The organism is Sinomicrobium pectinilyticum, assembly GCF_003725735.1.
GTDB classification, from domain to species: domain Bacteria; phylum Bacteroidota; class Bacteroidia; order Flavobacteriales; family Flavobacteriaceae; genus Sinomicrobium; species Sinomicrobium pectinilyticum.
This window is the reverse complement of sequence record NZ_RJTM01000026.1, coordinates 62567-83391: the sequence shown is the minus strand read 5'-3', so window position 1 is coordinate 83391 and position 20825 is coordinate 62567. Positions and strand designations below refer to the sequence as shown.

Annotated in this window: 14 protein-coding genes; 9 read left to right on the top strand and 5 right to left on the bottom strand. The window is 45.7% G+C overall.

Annotation, left to right across the window (positions count from 1 at the left end):
- The first annotated feature begins 594 nt into the window (after positions 1-594).
- Complete coding sequence (locus tag ED312_RS04560) at positions 595-1566, top strand: hypothetical protein (protein WP_240643025.1); 972 nt, start codon at positions 595-597, stop codon at positions 1564-1566.
- A 157-nt stretch (positions 1567-1723) separates the two neighbouring features.
- Here the strand turns inward: ED312_RS04560 and ED312_RS04555 are convergent, their stop codons facing one another.
- From ED312_RS04555 to ED312_RS04535, 5 genes are all read right to left on the bottom strand, one after another.
- On the bottom strand, positions 1724-2017 hold the full coding sequence (locus tag ED312_RS04555; protein ID WP_123214822.1) for a hypothetical protein: 294 nt from the start codon (positions 2015-2017) through the stop codon (positions 1724-1726).
- Positions 2018-2091: 74 nt separating this feature from the next.
- Positions 2092-3060, bottom strand: a complete 969-nt coding sequence (locus tag ED312_RS04550) for a deoxyhypusine synthase family protein (protein ID WP_123214821.1) — start codon at positions 3058-3060, stop codon at positions 2092-2094.
- 142 nt (positions 3061-3202) lie between these two features.
- The gene (gene speB / locus ED312_RS04545; RefSeq protein WP_123214848.1) at positions 3203-4087 is read right to left on the bottom strand and encodes an agmatinase; all 885 of its coding nucleotides are present in this window, start codon (positions 4085-4087) and stop codon (positions 3203-3205) included.
- Positions 4088-4362: 275 nt separating this feature from the next.
- Positions 4363-5763 (bottom strand): type III PLP-dependent enzyme domain-containing protein, encoded by a 1401-nt coding sequence (locus ED312_RS04540; protein ID WP_123214820.1) that lies wholly within the window; start codon positions 5761-5763, stop codon positions 4363-4365.
- A gap of 404 nt (positions 5764-6167) precedes the next feature.
- The gene (locus ED312_RS04535; protein ID WP_123214819.1) at positions 6168-6857 is read right to left on the bottom strand and encodes an NUDIX hydrolase; all 690 of its coding nucleotides are present in this window, start codon (positions 6855-6857) and stop codon (positions 6168-6170) included.
- A gap of 301 nt (positions 6858-7158) precedes the next feature.
- On the opposite strand from ED312_RS04535, the gene ED312_RS04530 reads away from it, so the two are divergent.
- From ED312_RS04530 to ED312_RS04495, 8 genes are all read left to right on the top strand, one after another.
- Positions 7159-8703: an alpha-N-arabinofuranosidase gene (locus ED312_RS04530; protein ID WP_123214818.1), complete on the top strand. Its 1545-nt coding sequence runs from the start codon at positions 7159-7161 to the stop codon at positions 8701-8703.
- Between the two features lie 48 nt (positions 8704-8751).
- Entirely contained in the window at positions 8752-10449 is a 1698-nt protein-coding gene (locus ED312_RS04525) for a ribulokinase (protein WP_123214817.1), read from the top strand.
- Positions 10442-11140 (top strand): L-ribulose-5-phosphate 4-epimerase, encoded by a 699-nt coding sequence (locus tag ED312_RS04520; RefSeq protein WP_123214816.1) that lies wholly within the window; start codon positions 10442-10444, stop codon positions 11138-11140. Before ED312_RS04525 ends, ED312_RS04520 begins: the two co-directional genes overlap by 8 nt.
- 266 nt (positions 11141-11406) lie before the next feature.
- Positions 11407-12903, top strand: a complete 1497-nt coding sequence (araA, locus tag ED312_RS04515; protein ID WP_123214815.1) for an L-arabinose isomerase — start codon at positions 11407-11409, stop codon at positions 12901-12903.
- A gap of 69 nt (positions 12904-12972) precedes the next feature.
- Entirely contained in the window at positions 12973-14142 is a 1170-nt protein-coding gene (locus ED312_RS04510; RefSeq protein ID WP_123214814.1) for an aldose epimerase family protein, read from the top strand.
- Between the two features lie 69 nt (positions 14143-14211).
- A complete protein-coding gene (locus ED312_RS04505; protein ID WP_123214813.1) occupies positions 14212-15828 on the top strand; it encodes a sodium:solute symporter in 1617 nt (538 codons plus the stop codon).
- Positions 15829-16394: 566 nt separating this feature from the next.
- Complete coding sequence (locus ED312_RS04500; RefSeq protein WP_240643024.1) at positions 16395-18299, top strand: DUF4859 domain-containing protein; 1905 nt, start codon at positions 16395-16397, stop codon at positions 18297-18299.
- A gap of 136 nt (positions 18300-18435) precedes the next feature.
- Positions 18436-20814: an alpha-L-arabinofuranosidase C-terminal domain-containing protein gene (locus tag ED312_RS04495; RefSeq protein ID WP_123214811.1), complete on the top strand. Its 2379-nt coding sequence runs from the start codon at positions 18436-18438 to the stop codon at positions 20812-20814.
- Positions 20815-20825: the final 11 nt, after the last annotated feature.

The window sequence follows — 20825 nt, the reverse complement described above, 5'->3', positions numbered from 1 at the left end:
AAGATTTATGAATGTATCATATCTTTAAGTAACTCCCGGGGGGAAATCTGCTCTATAGAAGATAAAGAATCTCCCTCTTTAGGACAATGTCATTTAGTTAGTGTTTTGGTAGGCTGAAAAAGAAGTACGTTTAGAAAAAACAAAAGGCTCCTCCCTTCATCCCGATAATTATCGGGAGAAGGGAGGTACCCGAGCGCAGCAAAGGGGAGAGGGTTTGAAATCCCGAACCATTGGTGTAACCGTAAATACTATGTATATATGCCAAGGTCCGGGCTGGTCAAAACTCCCCGCCCCGTAAAGTAGTCCACCCCTCTCCTCCCGATAATCATCGGGATGAAGAGGGGAGCCCTGAAAAGGCTATGAGATAGAAACAAATCTGCTTAACCAAATGACATGGTCTTTTACCGGAGATGCCATGGTTACTGAGTTAACTGAAGTACAGGCAGAGGGGAGTCCTCCTTCCCTCAATCCAACAAAATCCCCCATTCAAAACCCTTACGTGCCATGGCCACACATTTTTTTGTTAGGTTTTGTAATTTATGTAAGATTTTTTGTTAGTTTTAACATAACATTAACCCTTAATCTTACATTGAAATGAAAACAAAACCTTCATTTATGCTAAGGCTGATGATAGCCTTATTGGCGCTGGCTATGTATAGCTGCCAGAACGACACTACGGAATTACCCGATGAAGTTGCACAGGAAAAGCAGACTACGGAAGACCTGAAAAGCGAACTTACCCCGCTGTCTACGCAGGATTTGCCGGAAGCGGTAAAGGAACAACTGGAACTCACCCGTCAGAACCTGGCTAAATATTTGCCAAACGATCTGCAAATTATGGGTATTGAGTTACTGGGAAGTATTACCACCGAAAAAGGCGTGGAATTATCTCACCGTACGGTAAAAGACCAGGCAAATGTTATAGCTTATGGCAATATTACCGATCCTGCTTCCGTACAAATTGATCCTATGGAAAGCCTGTACTCCGGTAAAGGACTGGCGGATATACAAAGCAGGGTGGAGGCGGCTGCGAGGGAAGAAATAAAGTCCGGCGATAATGTCATGCAGATCACCTGGAAAAGGGGAGAGGCCGTTTACAGGACCCAGTGTTTCTATCGCGATTCCGGGATTGTATGGGACAATATTCTCAGCGGACTGGTCATGATCGATAAAGCCGGGGAAACCGAAACTTCGGAAGAAGCTTCTTCCGGAAAAGAAGAAGGTATTCAGGCCAGGACTTATAGCAAATGGTACAAACGCTGGTGGACAGCAAATTGGCTATGGGGTTCCAAACGGGGAGAAATGGGGTATAAGATCACCATCTATTATTCTTCGGGCAGGGTTTCCAATACGGATGTAAGCGACTGGGGGTACATTTCTCTCGGAAAGGCAAAGAGTTACAGCAAAATTATCAAAAACTCCGGAGCCTATGGCAAGTGCCAGTATGCCCTGGGCCTGTGTACGCCAACGGGATCGCTCAGCTTCAATTCCAGCAAGTTTAAAGTGTCTTTCTCCGGATTGGGAAGTAATATTGTAGCCAACGGCAGCAAGTCTTTATACCCGTAAACAGCTAATTAACGATACGGTTTATATAATCAAGCCACGGATACATAAAAAGGTCCATGTATCCGTGGCTTTGTTTTATGGTAATTTACAGGAGGTACGCATACTCCCGGGCAATAAAAAACTCCTGATGGTATTTCAGGAGTTTATATAGCGTTCTCTATTCTTCATCCTCTTCCGGATCGTCCGGGATCTCTACGGAGCTGCTCACATCCCCGGAGTCGAAGTCATCTTCGTCCTCGTCAAAGTTCTCCATGGTATTTGCCAGCCTGGTACTTACTTTTACCAGGTAAACCGCATCTTCGGTACGCACTTCCAGTGCTTCCACGGTTTCGTTATTGGCATTCTTAAACCTTATAATGTCGTCATCACCATAACCGTCAGGGTACTTTTCTACCAGTAAGGTGAGGATTTCATTGGTAAGTTTCTTATAATCAACTATTACGCGTTTCATATGGGGGAATTGTTAATACTGGCCTAAAAATAAATCAAAATGAATATTGTATGCAAGTTATTTTTTTTATCATTTTACATATCTAACAAATATGCAAAAATAAGCGGGGCTACTATTGTGGCGTCAGATTCTATAATGAACTTGGGCGTATCGATGTCCAGTTTACCCCAGGTAATCTTTTCGTTGGGGACCGCACCGGAATAGGAACCGTAGCTGGTGGTGGAGTCGGATATCTGGCAGAAATAGCTCCAGAAAGGTACGTCGTGCATTTCCATGTCCTGGTAGAGCATGGGCACTACACATATGGGGAAATCGCCGGCAATACCTCCGCCTATCTGGAAGAACCCGACACCTTTACCGGAATTTTTGCCGTACCAGTCGGCCAGGAAGGCCATATACTCGATACCGCTTTTCACGGTAGACGCTTTCAGTTCGCCTTTAATAACATAGGAAGCGAATATATTTCCCATGGTGCTGTCTTCCCATCCGGGAACTACTATAGGCAGGTTTTTCTCTGCGGCAGCATACATCCAGGAATCTTTGAGGTCTATTTCGTAATATTCTTCCAAAGCGCCGGAAAGCAGGAGCTTGTACATGTATTCATGGGGAAAATAACGCTCTCCCTTATCATCGGCATCCTTCCATATCTTATAGATGTGTTTTTGCAGGCGGCGAAAGGCCTCTTCCTCGGGAATACAGGTATCGGTAACCCTGTTCAGTCCCTTTTCGAGCAGCTCCCATTCCTCTTTGGGAGTAAGGTCGCGATAGTTGGGTACCCTTTTGTAATGGGAATGCGCCACGAGGTTCATCAGGTCTTCCTCCAGGTTGGCCCCGGTACAGGAGATGATCTGTACTTTATCTTTGCGGATCATTTCGGCAAAGATCTTGCCCAGTTCTGCCGTACTCATGGCCCCGGCCAGGGTAACCATCATCTTGGCCCCGTTCTCCAGCTGCTGCTCATAGGCTTTGGCAGCATCCACCAGGGCAGCCGCGTTGAAGTGCAGGTAATACTTTTCTATAAAATTTGAAATTGCTCCCTTCATTGTGTTTCTTTTTATGATTTTCCGATTTCCTCCTCATGATGAGCGGGAGGGAATACTCTTTTATTTTTCCGGAGGGATGTTCCGTAGCGCATCCCTGCCGGATGTAATAAAAATATAAAAATATTCTTACAAAATAATTAAATTAATCCTCATCTTCATCATCGTCCTGCTTCCCGGTGTATTTGAATTTGTAGGCCAGCAGTTTATAATACAGTTTGGCCGCCAGGAAGTCGGAGGATTTCTCATTTTCATCCGGACAAAGTTCCATGATATCAAACCCTACCACATTCTTTTTCCTGAATATTTTGCGGAGGAACTCCAGTGCTTCGTACCACAGCAGCCCACCGGGTTCCGGTGTACCTGTTGACGGCATGATGGAAGGGTCAAAGGCATCGAGATCTATGGTGATGAACACGTTTTCCGTCATCTGGTGTACGGCATCGGTCATCCAGTCATCATCATTGATGATCTCGTGTGCAAAATAAACCTGGTTTTCGTCCATATGGTCCAGTTCCGCAATGTCCATGCTTCGTATGCCCACCTGTATGAGATTGGTATTCCTGCTGGCTTCATATACGGCACAGGCGTGATTGCAGGCAGAACCTTCGTACTCCGGCCGAAGGTCGGCATGAGCATCTATCTGTACCACGGTAAGATCTTCGAAACACTCGTTAAAGGCGCGGATTGTCCCGATGGAAACGGAATGTTCCCCTCCGAAAATGGTAACGAATTTATCCTGGTTAATATAGCTTTTGGTCGTCCTGTAGACGGTTTCCACCATTTTTTCCGGGGAAGTGTTCTCCGTAATGGGCGGGGCCAGGTATACGCCTTTTTTATAAGGTTCTGTACGTGTTTCTATATCAAACAATTCCATATTCTCGGAGGCATCCAGAAATGCTTCCGGGCCTTTATCGGCTCCTTTTTGCCAGGTGCTGGTACCATCATAAGGAACAGGGATCAATACTACCCTGGCATCGTCTATACGAGTGTATTTTTCAGGTATTCCGGCGTATGTTCTCTTGTTCATCGTATTCGTGTTTTTCTTGTATGGCGGCAGACGGGAAACGGGAGTTTTGTTTTTTATCCCGACAGTCTTCCGGCATCGGTAATCTGCTTTTGTTTTACTGTTAGTGTTGTTCGGAGAAGGATAATGGCATACCGTTGTTTTTATATCTGCTGTTTTCTGTTGCCTATCCTCCGGAAAAATATAATCATTCTTGCGGCCCGGATGTCTGCCTGTCGGCGGAAGGAAGATATGATGGTCTCCCGGCACCCGGTTTATTTAGCGGTCAGCTTTCTTTTCTAATTTTCATCATATCCCAAAATTTTAAGTAAGTCTTCTGCTCTCTGTTGCTCGGCAAATATTTCGGTGGTGATATTGCCGTCCTGGTCCCTGTCTATTAATATGTGTTTTGGCGTGGGGATAAGGCAGTGTTGCAGTCCGCCGAAGCCCCCAATGGTTTCCTGGTATGCGCCGGTATTGAAAAAGCCTATGTACAGTGGTTTTGTCTTGCTGTACTTGGGCAGGTAAATGGCGTTCATGTTCTGCTCACTGTTGTAGTAATCGTCACTATCGCAAGTAAGCCCGCCCAGCAGCACCCTTTCGTATTCGTCATTCCAGCGGTTTATGGCCAGCATGATAAAGCGTTTGCTTATGGCCCAGGTGTCGGGCAGGGTAGTGATAAACGAAGAGTTTATCATGTTCCATTTTTCCCGGTCGTTCTGCTGTTTCTGATAGAGCACCTCGTAAATGGCCCCTCCGCTTTCGCCCACGGTAAAACTCCCGAATTCGGTAAAGATATGCGGTACGGGCACGTCGGCCTCTTCGCAGGAAATCTTTATCTGGTTGATGATCTCATCGATCATATACTGGTAATCGTAGTTAAAGGCGAGGGAATTCTTGGTAGGGAAACCTCCGCCTATGTTCAGGCTGTCTACGGTAGGGCAGATTTTCCGCAGTTGTATATATACTTTAAGGCATTTAAGGAGTTCGTTCCAATAGTACGCCGTATCACGGATACCGGTGTTGATAAAAAAGTGCAGCATTTTCAGCGTAGCTTTTTCATTACCGGCAATAGCCCTGTTGTAGAACGGTATGATGTTTTTATACCCTATACCCAATCTACTGGTATAGAATTCAAATTTAGGCTCTTCCTCCGATGCTATGCGTATCCCGATATCGAAATTGCCGTCTATGGCCTCGGTAAGAAGGTCTATTTCTTCGTAATTATCGATAATGGGAATGCATTTCTTATGCCCGCCGTTGATAAGGTCGGCAATGTTCTGTACATATTGTTCGCGTTTGAAACCGTTGCATAATACGTAATGGTCTTTGGTAAGTTTGCCCTGTTTCAGAAGGTTATTCACAATGTTAATGTCAAAAGCAGAGGACGTTTCGATATGGATATCGTTTTTCAGCGCCTCGGTGAGCACGTGTTCAAAATGGGAACTTTTGGTGCAGTAACAATAGTGGTACTTGCCGGCATAGTTATGGATCTCAATAGCCTTGTCAAACCATTTCTTGGCCTTTTGGATATTATTGGATATTTGCGGCAGATAGGTAAATTTAAGGGGAGCCCCGTATTTCTTTACCAGTGCCATAAGGTCAATATCATGAAACTTCAGCGTATCGTCGTCGAGAGTGAATTCTTCCTGCGGAAAATAATAGGTTTGATCTATGAGATCTATGTATTTCGTTTTCATTCTTTTGCTTTTGTATTATAAAAATAAGGGTTGTTTTGTAGATAACAAGATATAATATAAAAGCAAAAAGATCAAATACGTAAAAACAGGGCATGATGTACGGCAGATGCCCCAGAATATGAGTGAAGTTTAGATGTAATTCCGGAAGTAAGCTTAAAAACCCGGTTGCTCCACTTGGGAACGGTATACGGTAACGACTTCCTCATCGCCGCATACCCGGGGTCATAAACAAGTTTCATTCTTATTCAGCCTAATCGGGTACAAAAATGTACAAAAAAAATAAGTTGCCAAATAAGGACATGTTTTTTTTGAAAAAAAAATCACTGCACTTAATTCACTGAAAAACAGTAGTGTATGTGCATTTTGCTGTTTCCCGGGACATTTGCCGTTCTTATATTAGTGTTTCAGACCCGGAAAGTAAAGCCGTCGGATACTTTTTCCTGGTACTTTTCCTTGTCAAATTCATAGAGAAAAGACCCTTTGCGAGAGGAGGTCATATCCTTTTCTTTCAGTTTGACCAAAACATCCATCTGTTTGATCTTTTTCTGAAAATTCCTTTTGTCCAGTTCCTCTCCGAGAATGACTTCGTACAATTTCTGCAGTTGCCGCATAGTGAACTTTTTGGGAAGCAGTTCAAAACCAACCGGGTTGGTAGATGTTCTGCGACGCAGTCTCTTCAGGGCCCTGTCGAGCATTTCATTGTGGTCAAAGATAAGCTGCGGTACTTCGGATATGGAAAACCACTGCGCGGAATGTTGATCCAGCAGTTTGGGGTTGTGGTCGTTAATATTAATAAGGGCATAATAAGCAACGGATATTGTTCTTTCCACAGGGTCCCTGTCTACTTTACTGAAACCGTAAAGCTGCTCCATATACACATCATTAAGGCCCGTAAGCGTATAGAGTACGCGGTTTGCGGCTTCGTCGAGAACTTCGTTTTTCTTTAAAAACCCTCCCATTAATGACCATTTTCCCCTTTCCGGTTCAAACCCCCTTTTTATAAGGAGCAGTTTGAGGTCCTCTTCGTCAAAGCCAAAGATAATACAGTCTACAGCCACGAGGGCCTTGTCTTCTTGATTGTAATTGTAATCCATTAGTTAAGATTTGTTGATTCGATAAAATTAAGAACACTATACAAAGAGGGGAGAAACAGGTTTATGTGCACAGTTTTTGTAAGATATTATTTATTAACGGATAAATATACATTTAATTTCAGGAAAAACCAGAAACATCCGGAAATATTTTGAATTTTTGACATGTGACAAAGATGCAAAATATCTTTGTAAATTGTGTTGTTTGTAATGACGGTATACTTTTTTTCGGATTATAATTAGCATTTTAATATTTTTTAATTATTTTTACAAATGTAAAACATACACTTTTAACTTTTGATCTATGAAAACCAATACCATTTTTCTATCTATTGCTTTCGGCCTGTCTGCCCTGTGTTCGGAAGCACAGCAGGAGGTCACCGTTCATGCCGATAAGGGAGAATATACCATAAGTAAACATATATACGGTCATTTTGCGGAACATCTGGGACGATGTATCTACGATGGGTTTTATGTTGGGGAGGAAAACAAAACCGTTCCGAATACGGCGGGTGTAAGGAATGATATTGTCAAAGCCCTTAAGGAACTGAATATACCAAACCTTCGATGGCCGGGGGGATGCTTTGCCGATACCTACCACTGGAAAGACGGTATAGGCCCTAAAGAAGACCGCCCTACGATCGTAAACCGCTGGTGGGGAGGGGTGACCGAAGATAACAGCTTCGGTACCCACGACTTTTTGAATATGTGTGAACTGCTGGAAACGGAGCCCTACCTGTCCGGAAATGTGGGAAGTGGTACCGTACAGGAACTCATAGACTGGGTGCAGTACACCAACCACGACGGTAAAAGCCCGATGGCCGACCTGAGAAAGGAGAACGGAAGGGAAAAACCGTGGAATGTAAAATACTGGGGAATCGGGAACGAAGCATGGGGATGCGGAGGTAACATGACACCGGAATATTATTCTGATGTCTACAGGAAATACGCTACCTTCCTTAGCGGATGGTCCAACGAATCCGGAATATTCCGGGTCGCTTCGGGCGCTTCCAGTGATGATTATAAATGGACGGAAGTATTGATGAAGAATATCAAACACAGTCTTATAGAAGGAATGGCACTGCACCACTATGCCGTGATAGACTGGAGTGCCAAGGGGTCTGCTTCTGCCTTTTCCGAAAAGCAGTATTTCGAAACGATGGAAAGCGCACTGGAAATAGAAGAACTTGTTTCCAGGCACAGTGATATAATGGACAAGTATGATCCGGACAACAAAATAGCCCTGGTAGTAGACGAATGGGGAGGATGGTATGAAGTAGAACCGGGGACAAACCCGGGCTTCCTGTACCAGCAGAATACCATGCGTGATGTTATGATAGCAGGAACTACACTGAATACTTTTAACAACCACGCAAGAAGGGTGAAAATGGCCAACCTGGCACAGACCGTGAACGTGCTCCAGGCCGTAATACTTACCGATGAGGAGAAAATGATACTTACGCCTACATACCACGTAATGAAAATGTACAGCGTGCACCAGGATGCCACATTGCTCCCGGTTGAGTTTGAGAATGTAAACTACACATATAACGGGAAAAGCCTCCCGGCACTCTCGGTATCCGCTTCTAAAGACAAGAACGGGGCGGTACATGTTTCCCTGGTGAATATAGACGCTTCCAAATCGCACACCCTCTCCCTGAACATGGAAGGTGTGAATAAAAAGGGGGCTGCCGGGACCATACTTACCTCAGATAAATTACAGGACCATAATACTTTTGATAATCCTGAAAAAGTCACCCCCAGGCCGTTTAAGGATTTTTCAGGCAAAAAAGGGAAACTGGAAGTGAAACTCCCTCCGTTTTCCGTTGTGGTTTTAGAATTAAAGTAATTGTTTGCGCTTAAAGCTTTAATGTATTAAAAATAAGTATATAATAAGATGAGTAAATATGTAGTAGGACTGGATTTCGGCACGGATTCGGTACGGGCCGTACTGGTTGATACCGCCAACGGCGAGACCCTGGAGAGTGAAGTGCGCTGGTACCGTCGGTGGAAAGAAGAGAAGTACTGCAATGCCCCTGAAAACCGTTTCCGGCAACATCCCCTGGACCATATAGAAGGTATGGAAGCTACCATCAGGACCATAGTAAAAAGGTCTGCCGTAAAACCCGAAAATATTGTAGGCATATGCGTTGATACGACCGGATCGTCCCCGGTTCCCGTCGACAAGACGGGAAAGGCCCTTGCACTGACCCCTGGTTTCGAAGAAAATCCGAATGCGATGATGGTGCTCTGGAAAGATCATACCTCGATTAAAGAAGCTGCCGAAATAAATCACCTGGCCAGGAACTGGGGCGGGATTGACTATACCGAATATATAGGAGGCGTATACTCTTCCGAATGGTTCTGGGCCAAAATCCTTCACATAGCAAGAGAAGACCGTGCCGTGAAGGAAGCAGCATGGTCATGGATGGAACATTGCGACCAGATGACCTTTATTCTTACGGGCGAAAAAGATCCGGAATCCTTTAAACGAAGCAGGTGCGCCGCCGGTCATAAAGCCATGTGGCATGAAAGCTGGGGCGGCCTTCCGGAAGATGATTTTCTCTCCCGCCTGGACCCTTACCTCGTGAAAGTGAAGAACAACCTGTACACGGATACTTATACTTCCGATGTCGTAGCCGGCAACCTGAGTAAAGAATGGAGTGAAAAACTGGGACTTACGGAAAACACCGTTGTGGCCGTCGGGACTTTTGATGCCCATGCAGGTGCCGTCGGGGCCGGGGCGGAAGCTTTTTCACTGGTACGGGTAATGGGGACATCTACCTGCGATATTATGGTAGCCCCTAAGGAGGTTATCGGAGATAATGCCGTGAAGGGAATTTGCGGGCAGGTAGACGGTTCGGTTGTGCCCGGATGGGTAGGGCTGGAAGCAGGACAATCCGCTTTCGGGGACCTGCTGGCCTGGTTTAAGGAAATCATCTCCTGGCCTTTACAGAACCTGTTACCCGAAACAGAACTTATTTCACCGGAAACCAGGAAACAACTCCTAGAAGAAATGAAGAGTAAAATCATTCCGGCCTTATCCGCACAGGCCGAAAAAATACCGGCGGAAGAAAGCGTTCCGCTGGCCCTGGACTGGATAAACGGCCGTCGTACTCCTTTCGCGGACCAGGCCCTGAAAAGTGCCATTACCGGCTTAAGCCTGGGGACCAGGGCGCCGCATATTTTCCGTGCCCTTGTAGAGGCCATCTGTTTCGGTGCAAAGAAAATCGTGGATCGCTTCGAAGATGAAGGAGTGGCGATAAAATCGGTCGTAGGTATCGGCGGTGTGGCCAAAAAAGCGCCTTTTGTCATGCAAACACTTGCCGATGTGCTGAACAGGCCCATACGGATTGCGGTTTCGGATCAGGCACCGGCGCTGGGGGCGGCTATTTACGCCGCGGTCGCTGCCGGGGTTTATCCCGATGTGGAAGAAGCCGTACGAGCCATGGGAAGTCCTATGGAAAAAACATATGAGCCCAGGCCCGGAATAGTGGAATTATACAAAGAGAAGTACCGCCATTATGAAGCCCTTGCCGGTTTTATAGAAGAGCGTACCCATAAGAACAATGTAAAAGCAACATCCGATGTCTGAATACAAAGAAATAAAGGAAACATGTTACCGTGCCAATATGCAGCTGCCCGAACTGGGACTGGTAGTATATACTTTCGGTAATGTCAGCTGTGTAGACCGGAATAAAAAGGTTTTTGCCATAAAACCCAGTGGTGTGCCCTATGCAGACCTTTCTCCGGAAGATATGGTCATTGTGGATTTTGACAACAATATCATAGAAGGAAAAATGCGTCCTTCGTCCGATACCAAGACCCATGCCTATTTATACAAGGTCTGGGAAGACATCGGGAGCATAGTACATACACATGCCACCTATTCCGTGGCATGGGCCCAGGCACAGATGGATATTCCCATCTTCGGCACCACCCATGCGGACCACCTGACCACAGATATACCTTGCGCCCCACCCATGAAAGACGAATACATTCAGGGTAACTACGAACACATGACCGGTAAACAAATCGTAGATTGTTTTGAAGAAAAAGGACTTTCCCATACGGAAGTGGAAATGGTATTACTCGGCAATCACGGCCCGTTTGCCTGGGGGAAAAATGCAGATAAAGCGGTATATAACAGTAAAGTGCTCGAAGAACTGGCCAGAATGGCCTATCTCACCCTGCAGATCAACCCGTCCGCGCCAAGATTAAAAGATACCCTCATACAAAAACACTACAACCGTAAACATGGCAAGGATGCCTATTACGGACAATAAAAAAACGGAAAAAGAATAAACCTTGGAATTCAAATCCCCGGGTATATAAAAGCAATCAAATTGCTCTTTGGTTATTGGGTTATTAAGTTATTTAGGCAATACCCATAAACTCAATAACTCAGTAACCTAGTAACCAGCATAATACGAAAATTTATAGAAACTAAAGTAGCTGCAATAAATCCCGATAATAATCAGGACTATCGGGAGCAGGGTTTTAACCTATAACTTAATAATAAAATAATAACCAGGATAACGAAGAGAAAAATATGACAAATCTGAACGATCACGAAGTGTGGTTCGTCACCGGGAGCCAGCACTTGTACGGGGAAGAAACACTACAAAACGTTGCAAGACACTCGGAAGAAATAGCCAGACATTTAAATAACAGCAGTGAGATACCCGTAGATGTGGTATTCAAACCTATAGTAACCACGCCGGATCAGATAGCGGCGGTTTGCCGTGAAGCCAATGTAGCCGACAGGTGTGTAGGAGTAATAGTATGGATGCATACCTTTTCACCTGCGAAGATGTGGATTAAAGGACTTCAGCTACTGAGTAAACCCCTGTGCCACCTGCATACGCAGTACAATGCCGGGATTCCCTGGGATGCTATAGATATGGACTTCATGAATGAAAACCAGTCTGCGCACGGCGGACGGGAGTTTGGTTTTATGGCCGGCAGGTTACGCAAAAACCGCAAGGTGATCACAGGGCACTGGAAAGAGGAAAACGTGCGGAAGAAACTGGGAGTATGGACCCGTGTAGCCGTGGGATGGCATGTGTTCCAGAGTGCTAAAATAGCCAGGATAGGAGATAATATGCGCCATGTTGCCGTTACGGAAGGAGATAAAGTAGAAGCCCAGATGCGTTTCGGCTTTTCCGTAAACGGTTATGGAATTGGAGACGTGGTAGAGTACCTGAAAGCAGTTACTGACAAGGAAGTAGAAGACCTTTTGGCTGTTTACAGGGAACAATACCGCACCGATCATCCGGCATTTAACCAGGCTGCGGTCAAAGATTCTGCCCGTATAGAACTCGGGTTAAGAGCTTTCCTGGAAGAAGGAGGTTTTGGCGGATATACCAATACCTTCGAAGACCTTCACGGCTTTAAACAACTTCCCGGTATAGCCACACAAAGGCTTATGGCCGATGGCTACGGTTACGGCGGGGAAGGAGACTGGAAGACGGCCGCGTTATTGCATACCATGAAAATAATGACCCAGGGACTGGAAGGCGGGACTTCCTTCATGGAAGACTATACGTATGATTTTCGTAAAGAAGGTTCGCGGGTACTCGGATCGCACATGCTCGAAATATGTCCGTCCATAGCCTCGGAAAAACCGAAACTGGAGGTACACCCGTTGTCTATCGGGGGGAAAGAAGACCCGGCAAGGCTGGTGTTCAACGTTGGGGCCGGACCGGCAATCAATGTCGCCATGATGGATATGGGCAACAGGTTCAGGCTGGTTGTGAATGAAGTTCAGACCGTAGAACCGGAACACGACCTGCCCAAACTTCCCGTGGCAAGGGCATTGTGGAAACCGGAACCTAACCTGGAAACCGCGGCAACCGCATGGATACTGGCCGGGGGATCGCACCACACGGTGTACAGCAAGGCTGCTACTACCGAATTTATGGAAGACTTTGCCGAAATGGCGGGAGTGGAGCTCCTGACCATAGACAAAAACACGATTGTCCGGGATTTTAAAGAAAAGTTACGGTGGAATGAAGTATATTACCACTTGTTTCAAAACAATATGTAACTAAAAAACAGACGACCGGTAAGAAAGTGTAAGAACATCTGCCGATCTCTGTCCGTAAAAATCAACTTTATGAAAACCCATTATTTAGCTGCGGTATGCTTTGCCGTGCTGGCGTGCAATACCAAACAGAAAAAACAGGCCGAACCACAGGAAAACAAGGTTGTCGAAAAAGAACAACCTGCCACATCCGTTACCAGTGAAAAGTTCGGTACATTGCCCGATGGCAGGGAAGTGGAGCGCTTTACACTTACCAATGCCAATGGTTTGCAAATGAAAGTTATTACTTATGGCGGAATCATAACCTCACTGACTACTCCGGACAGGGACGGAAATCAGGGCGATATCGTACTCGGGTTCGATACGCTGGAAGGTTACCTGCAGGAAGTGCCGTATTTCGGTGCCCTGATAGGAAGGTACGGCAATCGTATTGCCAATGGTAAATTTACCCTGGACGGCAAGGAATATACCCTGGCCAAGAACGACGGCCCGAACCATCTGCATGGCGGAAACAAAGGATTTGACAAGGTGCTCTGGACAGCTTCCGAAGAGAAAACGGATAACGGAGCTGCATTGAAATTGCAGTATCGCAGCAAAGATATGGAGGAAGGTTATCCCGGAAACCTGGATGTCACCGTAGTTTATACCCTTACCAATGACGATGAACTGAAAGTGGATTATAAGGCTGCCACCGATAAAAAGACGGTGTTAAACCTCACCCAACACTCTTATTTCAACCTGTCCCCGGAAAGTGAAACCATACTTGGCCATGAACTGGAACTCAATGCCGACGCTTTTCTTCCGGTGAATAAGACCCTGATTCCTACCGGAGAAATAAAAGACGTGGAAGGCACTCCTTTCGACTTCCGTCAATCCAAGACAGTGGGGAAAGATATTGAACAAAAAGACACCCAGCTGGAATACGGTAAAGGATATGACCATTGCTGGGTGCTCAACGGGGAAAATGGCGAGATGAAACATGCGGCAACATTACACGATCCAAAAAGCGGACGGGTAATGGAAGTACTTACGACAGAACCCGCAATACAATTTTATTCCGGGAATTTCCTGGACGGTTCCCTGACAGGAAAGGAAAACAAAAATTATGTGCACCGTTCCGGATTATGTCTGGAAACACAACACTATCCGGATTCCCCAAACCAGCCGGATTTTCCTTCCACGGTACTGGAGCCGGGAGAAGAATACAGTACCACAACCATTTTTAAATTTACTGTTAAATAAAACGTATGGAACAGCAGCGTATAGTATTGTTGCTATCGTACGATTTCTGTAAAAACCGACCATAAATACATGAAGAGTTTAGACAATTTAGACTGGATATGCATATCCCTTTACTTTCTGGTCCTGTTCGGACTGGCGGTTTGGGTGATATTGAAAAAAACAAAAAATACAGAAGATTATTTCCTTGCCGGGAGAAATATCGGCTGGTTTGTAGTGGGGGCATCAATCTTTGCTTCCAATATCGGCTCGGAGCATGTTGTAGGGCTCGCCGGCGCCGGCGCCGGGGATAAAATGCCGATGCTCATCTTTGAAATACAGGCATGGGTGGTGCTTATCCTCGGTTGGGTATTCCTGCCGTTTTATGCCCGTAGTGGTGTATTTACCATGCCGGAGTTCCTGGAACGCAGGTTCAGTGCAAAATCGCGCTGGTTTCTGTCCGTAGTATCCCTGATAGCATATATTCTGACTAAGGTTTCCGTAACCATTTATGCCGGAGGTGTAGTCGTATCCGCTTTGCTGGGCATTAACTTCTGGGTAGGGGCAATAGCTACGGTGATATTAACCGGTGTCTATACCATTTTCGGAGGTATGCGTGCCGTAGTTTACACCGAGACCCTTCAGGCTATTATACTGGTTATAGGAGCCGCAGCGCTGACTTTCATCGGTCTTGATTATGTGGGAGGCTGGGGAGAACTGAAAGCAACCCTCGGCCCGGAGTACTTTAATATGTGGCGGCCACCTTCCGATCCGGACTTTCCGTGGCCAAGCCTGTTCATTACCAGTACCATAATCGGTATATGGTATTGGTGTACGGACCAGTATATCGTGCAGCGTACCCTTACTGCCAAAAACCTGAAAGAGGGGAGAAGAGGGGCGATATGGGGAGCATTCCTCAAACTGCTTCCGGTATTCATATTCCTTGTTCCCGGGGTTATAGCACTGGCGCTGAAACAAAAAGGAATGTTGCAATGGGAGACCCCCGATGAAGCTTTTCCGGTATTGATGAGTAACCTGTTGCCATCCGGATTGCGCGGACTGGTTGCTGCCGGGCTGCTCGCGGCATTAATGAGTTCTCTGGCCTCCGTATTTAATTCCTGTTCTACATTGTTCACCGTGGATATTTATAAAAAACTGAAACCGGATACCCCGGAAATAAAGCTGGTACAGATAGGGCGTATCGCTACACTGATCGTGGTATTCCTTGGGATTATCTGGATACCAATCATGGCCAACATATCCGGAGTACTATACGAATACCTGCAATCCGTACAATCATACATAGCACCTCCTATTACTGCAGTGTTCCTGTTGGGGATTTTCAGTAAACGGATCAATGCCACGGGTGCATATGCTACCCTTGTGATCGGTTTTATTTTGGGTATGGGGAGGATAGTAATAGAGTTGATGAGCAATAGTTTTGCAGAAGGAAGTATACTTCATACGCTGGCGACCATGAACTTCCTTACTTTCGGGGCATGGTTCTTCCTTTTCTGCATCCTGTTGTTGGTTGGCGTAAGTTTACTGACTCCTGCACAGGATGAAAAACAACTGGCCGGACTTACCTTTGCCACTACGCCTAAAGATAAAGAAAGCAAAGAAAAGAGCTATGGTTGGATAGATATCGCAGCCTCTGTAGTAATACTTGCCTTAGTTATTTGGGTTATGATTTCTTTTAACGGCAAGTAATATTTTTTACATATTTTGAACGGGCCTTATGGGAATCCTCCTGTAAGGCCTTTTCTTTTTTTTAAGAAAATATCTGAAATATGTAAACATAATGAAAAGTAATTCTTTGATATTGATCGTTATTCAGGTGTAGTTTGCAAAATGTGATAATATAGTACCATAATCGGATAATATCTTATTTAACAATATGGGGGATGAGTTTATAATTTTATAACGTGTATTAATTACACTTTATGAACCGACAACTCAACTATTATGAAAACTGATCATCCATCCGATTTTCCATGGCGAAAGAACAGCGTGAATTCCGGGATAAGGAGTAAAATCCCTTTTTTATGCTCCGGGTACGTAATTCCCTGTCTTCTTTTGCGCAAAACGTAATTACGGGATCAGCCCCGGTAACAACAACCCGGTTTTGCTATACAGGTAAAGATGCCTGAACCGGCTCCAAAACAACGGTTGACAAGAATATCTTTCCGGTATTTCAGGATGTCCTGAACTCCGGTCACAATCCGGCACAAAAGCCGGGATACTGAATCCTTTTAACTTAACCTAAACCAATTATTATGAAATCAACTTATTTAATTTTCCGGAAATCAAAGTGTTTAATAAACTCCTGTGTTCAATTATTTCTGTGCACCGCTATCATGGCTATGGTGATAGCCGGTTGTGCCAAAGCAGATCCGGACCCTTTGGACCCGGACAACGGCGGGGGCAACGGAAATACCTTTGACCCTTCGGCAGTGGACACAACTAAAATTTATAAACCGACTGAATTTGGTGAGATGGATTTTTTTGACAGTACCAGTACCTGGTATTACGGCCGCAGCCGGCAGTCAGAACATTTCATCGTTTTCTGGGGATCCGGTTACGAAAATAATGATCCTGCATCTGCAGAAGTCCCGTCTGCCTATCGTGTGGACATCGATGACCTGCTGAGCAAAGCAGAAGAATTCTACACATTGAATATAGAGGAACTTAAATTTGCAGAAACCGGCACGGGCCATTCCAACCTTGATGATTACAAGATGATGATCTTCCTGTATTACCAGGACGAATGGCTGGCTACCGGTTCCGGATATGACGATGTCATAGGGGCATTATGGGTAAGCCCCAACACCTGTCAGCCCGTAGGCTCTACGATTGCTCATGAAATAGGGCACAGTTTCCAGTACCAGGTACATTGCGATCTCGGAGGCGGAACAGGCTTTCGCTATGGTTTCGGCGGGAATGGCGGTAACGTATTCTGGGAGCAGACCGCGCAGTGGCAGTCTTATCAGAGTTATCCGGAAGAGGCATTCACCTCCCATAATTTCACCGTGTATACGGAAAATTATTTCCGTCATATCTGTCATGAATGGCAACGTTATGCCAGCTATTTCATCCATTATTACTGGGCGGACAAACACGGTGAAGATATCATCGGGCAGATATGGCGGAAAGCCCAGGAACCCGAGGACCCTTTGCAGGCATATATGCGCATTACGAGTATTTCTACGGCCCAGCTTAACGAGGAAGTTTATGATGCTGCCACCAAATTCGTAACCTGGGACTTGGATGCCATAAGAGATAACGGCGAAGGTTATATCGGAGCTCAGACATTTAAAAGCAATACACTTAACGACGGCAGCTACCAGGTAACATACGATCGTTGCCCGGGCACAACAGGCTATAATGTCATCCGGCTTGCCGTACCAGCAGCCGGAACAGAAATTTCTACGGAATTTACGGGTCTGGTCAACGCCAGTGGCTATAACCAGGTGCAAAATCCCGGAAGTGCGGGATGGAGGTACGGGTATGTAGCGCTTCTGGAAGACGGTACCCGGGTGTATGGAGATATGAACCAGGGAACTACAAATAATGTTGCCTTTACCGTTCCTCAAAACTGTAGTAAACTTTGGTTCGTAGTTACCGGGGCGCCGGATGTTTATGCACCGCACGCGTGGGATGAAGATGAAAGCAATGACGACCAGTGGCCTTACAAGGTCAAATTCACCAATACCGATCTGTACGGCAATATTCCGATTGATGATACATTGCCTCCTTCGGATGTTACATTAACATATGATGTGGAATTTCCGCTGAGTTCAGATAGTTACTCCGGTGCGGTGGTAGAAGCAGATCTGGCACCACTTGCACAGGCATTTCTCCTGCAACCGAATGAAATTACCAATCAAATGGATGATAAGGTCACCTTTTACGGAGTTGAAAGTGACGGAACCCTGAACAGCAATACTACGGCCAACGGCTACGGGCATTGGTATAATGCCGACGGAAATATCATTAACTGGGGAAGTGACGCCAGAGTTTACTCAGAATTCGATGCTACGTCGTTCAGGTTTACCATAGGACAATATCCCGGACAGAATTCTGCCGGTGCCCGGTATACGGTTAAACAAGCATTGGTATACGAACATCAGCCGGGGCAGACAGTCCAGGCTACATTTGTCTTTAATATAACCATTCGGTAGAATGTAACCAAGGTAACCAATATGCAATACAGGACAAAGAATCTTATCTTCCCGGGAAATGAAAACAAAAGGATAAGAATGGTCCCCGGGGCGTGTTCTGGTAGTCGGCCATAAACGGGAACAGGAAAATATACATATGCAAAATCTTAAAAAATACGGTACGAACTATATTTGTGTATTGTCTTTACTGGTCCTTATTCTTTTTGGATGCACCGGAAAGCAGGGTACCGAAGCACTTTCCCCGGAAAAAGGAGCCCAGGCTTCGGGTTCCGGCTGGGAAATGGAGTATTACAGCAATCAGGAGAGTTATTCCGATACGGCATCTTCCCGCTTCAATACCCGGGTACTCCGTTTACGGTCCGACACCCTGACGGTATCCCGGTGGTTTAAAAAAGTCAATATTAGACCTTATGCCACGTATAAAGTATCCGGACTTATAAAAACGAAAGGTGTCTCCGGGGAAAATAGAAATTCAGGCGCCGGTTTCCGGCTGGGAAAATTCGACATTACCAATGATACCATATTTACGGGAGATACGGACTGGACCTATGTGGAAATGGAATTCCGCTCCGGTGGCGAAGATAGCTTTATGATAGAATGTATCCTCGGAAAAAACGGTAAGGCACAAGGTGAAGTAAGTTTTGATAATATTGTCCTGGAAGAAGTTTCGGCCCGTGTATTGAAACCGGAAGTTACTATAAACACGGAGAAGAAAAAAGAACCGATGTCCCCGTACCTGTACGGACAGTTCATAGAGCATATGGGAAAAGGTATTTACGGTGGTATCTGGGCGGAGATGCTCCGGGATCGTAAGTTCTATTATCCCCCCGGAACAAAAGGCTCTCCGTGGACGACCAATGCAGATACTACAGCCATTTTTACGGACAGCAGTAAGACTTATTCCCGCGGAAACATCCCCGGGATAAATATCACCGGAGGAAAATGGAAGCTCACACAGGACGGTCTGGCCTTAGAAGCAGGCAAGAAATATGCAGGACGGTTGGTTTTTCGTGCGGGAAAGAATGTGGAAAAAGTAGGAGTGTCGCTATCTTCAGGGAAAGAAGAGGAGGAGCAGATTCTGGAACTCACCGGACATGGTTTTGTAAAGATCCCTTTCGAGGTCATGGCAAAATCAGATACCGAACAAGGAAAACTGAGCATTGCTTTTTACGGTAATGATAAAGTTACTCTTGCCGCCGTATCCCTGATGCCCGACGATCATGTCCGGGGGTTTCGTCCGGATGTACTGGAACTGATGAAACAACTCGATGCTCCCGTTTACCGTTGGCCGGGAGGAAATTTTGTTTCCGGGTACGATTGGAAAGATGGTATCGGCGATCCCGATACGCGCCCTACAAAATACGAAAGGGCCTGGAAAGGGTTAGAATACAATGATGTCGGCGCACACGAATTTATGGAGTTGTGCAGTATGTTGGGAGCCGAAGCTAATGTTGCCGTTAATACGGGACTGGGCACAGCAGCAATGGCGGTGGAAGAAGTTACCTATTTTAACGGGGATACGTTGACCGCCATGGGCAAATTACGCGCTGAGAACGGACATCCCGAACCTTATGATGTAAAGTTATGGGCCGTGGGTAATGAAATGTTCGGCGACTGGCAGTTGGGGCACATGCCGGTAGAAGCGTATGTAAAAAAGCATAATGAAGTAGCCGGGGCCATGTGGAACACTGACCCGGATATCGAACTTATAGCCGTGGGTTTCCCGGGTAAATGGAACGATATGATGTATGAGAACTGTAGTGACAGCATGACCTATATCAGCGAGCATTTTTATCGCCAGGACTGGCATGCCGGGGGATTGCTGACCCATGTCAGACAGATTCCCGATGCCATACGCGAAATAGCCGAAGAACACCGTCGTTGCCGGGAGGAGATCCCTCAGCTCAAAGGCAGAGACATAAAAATAGCATTGGATGAATGGAACTATTGGTATGGCCCCCATGTTTTCGGATTGCTCGGTACCCGTTATTTTCTGCGCGATGCATTGGGAATAGCTGCCGGTTTTAATGAATTTTCCAGGCAGTCCGATATCTATTATATGGCCAATTATGCGCAAACCGTAAATGTTATAGGGGCTATCAAAACCACGAAAACGGATTCCTGGATGGAAGGAACAGGACTGGCTTTAAAGATGTACAGAAAATATTTTGGTACTCATCCCGTGTCCGTAAGCGGGGCGCCGGAACCCCTGGATGTAGCCGCTACCTTGTCGGAAGATGGAAAAACACTCAGTATATCGGTGATAAATGCCACCGGACAGGAATATCCTTTGAAAATAAAACCGGAAACATTAAAACTACCGGAAAAAGGAAAACAGATCCGTCTGGGTGGAAAGGGAGATATGGTCTATAACACCGAAGACTATAAGAATAATATCTATATTTCGGAAAAAGAGGTCCGGTTAAGCGATCATACCGTTAATGTCCCGGCCGAAAGTGCGTGTATTTATCTTTTTCAGGTACAGGAAATCAAGAACCTCGGGGCAAGCCCATGAGATATAAAATG

What these genes read in the sequence shown, in the direction of transcription:
- ED312_RS04560 (WP_240643025.1), top strand. Translation starts at nt 595, where the DNA reads ATGAAAACAAAACCTTCATTTATGCTAAGGCTGATGATAGCCTTATTG.
- ED312_RS04555 (WP_123214822.1), bottom strand. Translation starts at nt 2,017, where the DNA reads ATGAAACGCGTAATAGTTGATTATAAGAAACTTACCAATGAAATCCTC.
- ED312_RS04550 (WP_123214821.1), bottom strand. Translation starts at nt 3,060, where the DNA reads ATGAAGGGAGCAATTTCAAATTTTATAGAAAAGTATTACCTGCACTTC.
- speB (WP_123214848.1), bottom strand. Translation starts at nt 4,087, where the DNA reads ATGAACAAGAGAACATACGCCGGAATACCTGAAAAATACACTCGTATA.
- ED312_RS04540 (WP_123214820.1), bottom strand. Translation starts at nt 5,763, where the DNA reads ATGAAAACGAAATACATAGATCTCATAGATCAAACCTATTATTTTCCG.
- ED312_RS04535 (WP_123214819.1), bottom strand. Translation starts at nt 6,857, where the DNA reads ATGGATTACAATTACAATCAAGAAGACAAGGCCCTCGTGGCTGTAGAC.
- ED312_RS04530 (WP_123214818.1), top strand. Translation starts at nt 7,159, where the DNA reads ATGAAAACCAATACCATTTTTCTATCTATTGCTTTCGGCCTGTCTGCC.
- ED312_RS04525 (WP_123214817.1), top strand. Translation starts at nt 8,752, where the DNA reads ATGAGTAAATATGTAGTAGGACTGGATTTCGGCACGGATTCGGTACGG.
- ED312_RS04520 (WP_123214816.1), top strand. Translation starts at nt 10,442, where the DNA reads ATGTCTGAATACAAAGAAATAAAGGAAACATGTTACCGTGCCAATATG.
- araA (WP_123214815.1), top strand. Translation starts at nt 11,407, where the DNA reads ATGACAAATCTGAACGATCACGAAGTGTGGTTCGTCACCGGGAGCCAG.
- ED312_RS04510 (WP_123214814.1), top strand. Translation starts at nt 12,973, where the DNA reads ATGAAAACCCATTATTTAGCTGCGGTATGCTTTGCCGTGCTGGCGTGC.
- ED312_RS04505 (WP_123214813.1), top strand. Translation starts at nt 14,212, where the DNA reads ATGAAGAGTTTAGACAATTTAGACTGGATATGCATATCCCTTTACTTT.
- ED312_RS04500 (WP_240643024.1), top strand. Translation starts at nt 16,395, where the DNA reads ATGAAATCAACTTATTTAATTTTCCGGAAATCAAAGTGTTTAATAAAC.
- ED312_RS04495 (WP_123214811.1), top strand. Translation starts at nt 18,436, where the DNA reads ATGCAAAATCTTAAAAAATACGGTACGAACTATATTTGTGTATTGTCT.